The 5,653-nt window shown below is 70.5% G+C and carries 6 protein-coding genes; all 6 read right to left on the bottom strand.

What is annotated here, in order from left to right; all coding sequences use genetic code 11:
• Window positions 1-660, bottom strand: a 660-nt coding sequence (locus tag VIU94_RS15380) for a hypothetical protein (protein ID WP_331911757.1), incomplete at its 3' end; no start/stop codon positions are given.
• Window positions 661-677: 17 nt separating this feature from the next.
• Window positions 678-1,823 (bottom strand): Tox-REase-5 domain-containing protein, encoded by a 1,146-nt coding sequence (locus VIU94_RS15385; RefSeq protein ID WP_331911759.1) that lies wholly within the window; start codon window positions 1,821-1,823, stop codon window positions 678-680.
• Window positions 1,824-2,036: 213 nt separating this feature from the next.
• Window positions 2,037-2,888 (bottom strand): EamA family transporter, encoded by an 852-nt coding sequence (locus tag VIU94_RS15390; RefSeq protein ID WP_331911761.1) that lies wholly within the window; start codon window positions 2,886-2,888, stop codon window positions 2,037-2,039.
• Entirely contained in the window at window positions 2,885-3,415 is a 531-nt protein-coding gene (locus tag VIU94_RS15395) for a YbaK/EbsC family protein (protein ID WP_331911763.1), read from the bottom strand. Before VIU94_RS15395 ends, VIU94_RS15390 begins: the two co-directional genes overlap by 4 nt.
• 69 nt (window positions 3,416-3,484) lie before the next feature.
• A complete protein-coding gene (locus VIU94_RS15400; RefSeq protein WP_331911765.1) occupies window positions 3,485-5,119 on the bottom strand; it encodes a penicillin-binding transpeptidase domain-containing protein in 1,635 nt (544 codons plus the stop codon).
• A gap of 387 nt (window positions 5,120-5,506) precedes the next feature.
• Window positions 5,507-5,632, bottom strand: a complete 126-nt coding sequence (locus tag VIU94_RS15405) for an SHOCT domain-containing protein (protein WP_331911767.1) — start codon at window positions 5,630-5,632, stop codon at window positions 5,507-5,509.
• Window positions 5,633-5,653 lie beyond the last annotated feature (21 nt).

Raw genomic sequence — 5,653 nt, forward strand, 5'->3', positions numbered from 1 at the left:
GTCGAGGATGGTCTCGATACCCGGGTCCTGCGTCCCGCCGTGGGTCAGATCGATGATCAGCCCCCCATGGGCTGTCCGGGTATAGATCCCGGGCAGCCCCTCGGGGGCGAGGGCGGCGCGGTTGGCGGAGAGGTAGACGGCCAGGCCGCAGCGGGGGTCGGTGTTCTCGAGGCCGAGTTCTTGGTCGACCACGTCGTCCTGGGAATGCCGATACACCTGGCCGAGGTCGAGGTCCCACACGTCGGCGAAGATGCGCAGAATCTCGTGGGCGCGGCGAACCGCCGGAACGGAATCCTCGTCCACGACCCGGGAACTGAAACTGAGTACCACCGAGTTCGTCACCCAGACCGACTGCCCGCCGACGAGGATCGACGTCCTCACCATGGTGCGGGACTGCATTTTCTCAAGTGACGCCACATAACCGATGTACGGGTCGTCGGCGTCCCGGTTCTCGCGCTCGATGTATTCGGTCAGAGCCTCCGGGGTAAACGCTGCGAACTCCGCGGAACGTGAGCGTGGTCCCGCGTCCTCGCGCCACCCGCTCAAGGCATCCTCTCCCATCCCGTGCAAAGCGGCGAAGGTTTCGGCCCATTTCACCCCAAGCTGCTGGACCGTCTGCGGCCGTGTCCCCCACGAGCCGTTGACGACGAAATCGATCACGCCTGCGCTCCTCTTTCTCAGCCGACCAGATCGGCCGGTGTGTGCACGACCCTAACTTTTTCGAAACCCGGCTGCTTGAACAACTTCCGTGCGGCCTCCGCGACGTCCGGATCGGACAGATGCCATACGACCGGCTTACCTCGTGCCGCATCGAGCTGCCGCGCCGCCTGCTTTGTCCAGCGTTTCTGGATCGACTTGTCGAGCTCTCCGGTGACTTCGTCGTAGAACGACCGGTAGCCGAGCTTGGCCTCCAGATACGTACCGGTCTTCGCATCCCAGCCGTCGAAATCGACCGGCTTTCCGGTGAGCTTGTCGAGCGGGACCCGGTATTCCTTGCCCCGTTTCACCCCGGAGATCTGCTCCTGATACCGCACGCCCATTTCCGACGGCCAGCTGAACAGCGCCGGCTTGACGGAGGTCCATCGTCCCCCGCCGAGGTCGACCGTGCCCGCGCGTGGATTCCTGAGGTTGGGGTACCAGGCAGGCTTCGGCTGCTTCTGGGCCTTTTCGAGACCCGCCTTCCGCTTTGCCGCCCTGGCGGCCTTCTCCGGGTCCGCGGTACCGCACTTGGCGGCGATCCAGGCGACAGGGGCGACCGACCGACCCCCGGCGACCACGCCCGTCCCCGCACCGGCGCCCCCGCCCGCCCCGCAGTCCCCACCCCCGGTGATCCGGCAGACCTGCGTGCTGAGGGTGCGGGTCAGTTCCGGGCCGACGCCGGTCGCCACCAGGCCGAGGATGATCGCGGCGACGAGTGCGACCAGGCCGACGTACTCCAGCGCCCCCTGGCCCCGGTCCGAGCCGCCGCCGCTCCGGTTTCCTGCTGCCAAGCGGAACCATGCCCGCGACGCCGGTCGGCACAGCAGCACCGTCACCGCGACAGGAAGGGCGAGTTGGGTGACCCCCGTCCCCAACGCGCCGACGATCAGCCACGCCTGGACCGCGAGCAGCCCCCGCCACACCCCCACCCCGCCGGTCCGCGCCCGCCGGGCCAGGGCGAATCCTGCGACGCCCGGCAGTGCGCCGTACGTCAACAGCCCCAGCAGTTCGGCGTCCACGCCGTCGCCCGAACCGGCGACGACGAGCGCGCCGGTCGCGCCCAGCACCGTGAAGCCGAACAGCGCGTACAGCAGCACGACGGTCGCCCGCAGCGCGCGTGGCATGCCCTGCCCCGGCCCCTGGCCCCCAACTCCCCTGAAGTCCCCACCCTTTGCAATCACAAAGCGGAGGCTAGGGGTGAGGTCATGGGCCCGTCATGGGCCCGAGGACCCAGGATTCACCGAACGCGGACCTATTTCGAAGAGCAAAGATTCAACGCAATATCGCAGGCGGGACCTCTGGTGAGTGCATTCGCGCCAGCAAGTCACCGCTTCCCGTCAGCTCGTCGTCAGCATCAGCCCGATGCCCACCACCATCAGCCCCGCCGCCGCGATGCGCGGGCCGCCGAAGCGTTCCTTGAAGAAGACGGTGCCGATGGCCGCGCCGACGATGATCGAGGACTCGCGCAGGGCCGCGATCGGGGCGAGGGGGGCCTTGGTCTGGGCCCAGAGGACGAGGGAGTAGGCGGTAACCGAGAGGGTGGCGCCCAGCAGGCCGCGGGTGGCGTGGGGGCGTAGTTGGGTGATCAGGTCGCGCCGGCGGCGGTACAGGGCGTAGGCCGGGATCGCCAGGCCTTCCAGGATCATCAGCCAGGCGATGTAGCCCAGCGGGGTGTCCGAGGCGCGGACGCCGACGCCGTCGACGACCGTGTAGGCGGCGATCGCCAGGCCCGTGCCGCCCGCCGCCAGCAGGGCCGGCCAGTCGGGGCGGCGGTCGGTGCCGCGGATGCCCCACAGGGCGAGGCCGGTCAGGCCCGCGCAGGCCACCGCGACGCCCGCGAGCTGCGCGGAGTCGGGTATCTCGTGGACGAAGACCGCCGCGAGCAGGGTCACCGCGAGCGGGGCGGTGCCCCGGGCGATCGGGTACATCTGCCCGAAGTCGCCGAGCGCGAACGAGCGCATCAGCAGCGCCATGTAGCCGACGTGCAGCAGCGCCGAGGCGATCAGGTACGGCCACGCCTCGGCCGCCGGCAGCGGGACGAAGAGGGCGGTGACGATGCCGAGCAGCGCGCCGCCCCCGGATATGAGGGTGAAGGAGAGCAGCTGGTCCTTGATGTGGTGGGCGATCGCATTCCAACTGGCGTGCGTCACCGCGGCGATCAGGACCGCCGCGACGACCAGCGGCGTCACGCCGTACGCTCGCGGGAGCCGCCCTCGCGGACGTCTGCCAGCGTGCCGCCCGCGTGCGCGATCAGCGCCTTGGGCTCCATCGGGAACACCGTGTACGGGGTGCCCGCCGCCGCCCACACCACGTCGTGGTCCAGCAGGCCGCGGTCCGCCAGGACCCGGGTCTTCGTGCGGTGCCCGAACGGCGGGACGCCGCCGATCGCGTACCCGGTGGCCTCCCGGACCACCGCCGCGTCCGGCCGCGTCACCTTCGTCGCGCCGAGCTCCACGCGCACCCGCTCCACGTCGACCCGCGACGAGCCGTCCACCAGGACGAGCACCGGAACCTTGTCCGCCGCGAAGATCAGCGACTTGACGATCTCCGACACATCGCAGCCGATGGCCTGCGCGGCCTCGGCGGCGGTGCGGGTGGCGTCCGGGAAGCGGCGTACCTCGACCTCGATGCCTAGGTCCTGGAGCGCGGCGGCGAACTGGGGGTGGGCGAGTGATTCGGTCATGGCCCGCACGCTAGCGGTAGCTGTACGGGCCATGCGACTTGCTTTCCCCGCGTCCCCTCTGCTTTCCCCGCGTCTCTGTTGTCCCCGCGTCCCCCCAGGGCCCTACCGCGCGTTCAGCACCTTCGCCACCACCGGGCCGGCAGCGTCGCCGCCGTGTCCGCCCGACTGCACGACCGCCGCGGCCGCGAGGTCGCCCGCGTAGCCGGCGAACCAGCTGTTCGAGGTGGCCTGGTCGGCGACCTCCGCCGAGCCGGTCTTCGCGCCCTTGTCGCCGTTGACGCCGGCCATCGCGTCCGCCGCCGTGCCGCTCGTCGCGGTGCGCCGCATCATCGCGCGCAGCTGCCGGGCGACCGAGTCGGGCAGGGAGCGGGCGGCCTTGGCGATCGGCCGGTCGTCCAGGTCCTTGGGCACGATGATCGGCTGCTTGAACGAGCCGTTCCTCGCGGTCGCGGTGATGGACGCGACGTTGAGCGCGTTCATCTGCACCGTCCCCTGCCCGATGTACTGCGCGGCCGCCTCGCCGCCCGTCTCCTCGGGGATCCGGCCGTCGAAGGTCGTGACGCCGGTCTGCCACTCCAGGCCGATGCCGAAGACGTCCCGGGCCTCCTTGCCGAGCGCGGCGTCGTCCCTGACGTCGTCGATCAGCTTGATGAAGGCGGTGTTGCAGGACCGGGCGAAGCTCTCGCCGAAGGACTTGCCGTCGAGGTCGAAGTTCCGCAGGTTGTGGAAGCTCCGGCCGTAGTACATCGCGTTCTTCGGGCACTCGGCGACGCGGTCGGCCCCGACCAGGCCCTTCTCCAGGAGCAGCGCCGCGGTGGCGATCTTCAGGGTGGAGCCGGGGGCCTGCTTCCCGAGGAAGGCGGTGTTGTAGCCGGCCGCGGGGTTGTTCGCGACGGCCCGGATCTCGCCGGTGGACGGCTTGATCGCGACGACCGACGCCTGGCTGTACTGCTTCACCGCCCGCTCGGCCGCGGCCTGCACGTCGGCGTCGAGGGTGGTCTGCAGCTTGCCCGGCTCGCCCTTCGTCAGGGTGAGCAGCGTGCTGTCGGCGGTGCCCGCCTGGTTCGACTCGAGGACGGTCTCGACGCCGGCCTTGCCGCCGATCTGCGCGCCGTACTTCGTTCGCAGCTCGTCGAGGATCGGGCCGAGCGAGGGGTACTTCTCCTTCGTCAGCTCCCGGCCCGCGTGGTCGACGGCCTTGATGTTCGCGGTCTTCGCCGCGCCGGTCCGCAGCGTCGTCGTCTTCGTCAGCCGCGGGTGGACGACGGAGGGCTGCCAGTCGACCAGCGGCCGCCCGGTGCTCAGCCCGCGCACGACGGTGAGTTCGGAGGTGTACGTCCAGGGCTTCGAGGTCCCCTCGTACGTCACCGTCGCGTTCACCGTGAACGGCACCTTGGCGCCGACCGGCGTCCCGGCGGTGATGACGGCCTTCGACACACCCGCGCCGGCCCGGTAGTTCGCCACCGCGGCCCCGGCCTCGACGGCGTTGTTGGTCAACTGGGCGGCCTCCTCCGGCGATCCGGTGGCCCAGGCGTCCAGGAACTTCTTCGCGGTCTCCTTGACCTCGTCCGACGAGACGGGCCCGGACTTCCGCCCCCCGCCCTCGGACATGCCACCGACCCCGTCGGCGGCGCCCCCGGACAGCCCCTGCCAGAGGTTGTATCCCCCGTACCCGATCCCACCCGCCACGACGGCGAACACGCCCCCGACGACGGCGACTTTGACTCCACTGCGCATCCCTGTGGTTCCCCTCCCCAGGAGCTCGCTTGAACACGTTCAAACGAATGGACAGGGGCACTCTACGTCACACCCGTGACGCACGTGCCAGTTGTTATCCGAGCGTGCTCTCGGAGTGTGCGAGCCGAAACCCCCCAGGACGCCGGAATTCCGCGGCCCGTTGTCTTCGGCGGCCACGCAAGATCCGTACGTCGTTTCCTGGGGGGGCACAGCACCATGGCGCCGTTTCCTGGGGGGAACGACACCATGGCGACACCGCCGCACGGCGCTCAGCCGTACTCCGCTCCGTCCGACCAGCCCGCCGATCCGCTCGCCGGAGCGCCGCCGCCGTGGCGACGGCCGGTTCCGCGGGATGACAGGAGGGCGCGGCCGCCGAGGCCGCGCCGGTCAGGACGAGAGGACCTTGGCCTTGGCCTGCTCGAACTCGGCTGCCGTGATCGCGCCGCGGTCCTTGAGCTCGGCGAGTCGGGAAAGTTCCTCCGCTTGGCTGCCGGCCCCGGCGCTCTCGCGCACGTAGGAGCGGAACTCCTCCTC

Origin of the sequence: Streptomyces sp. (assembly GCF_036566765.1) — a bacterium.
In the GTDB taxonomy this organism is placed as follows: Bacteria; Actinomycetota; Actinomycetes; order Streptomycetales; family Streptomycetaceae; genus Streptomyces.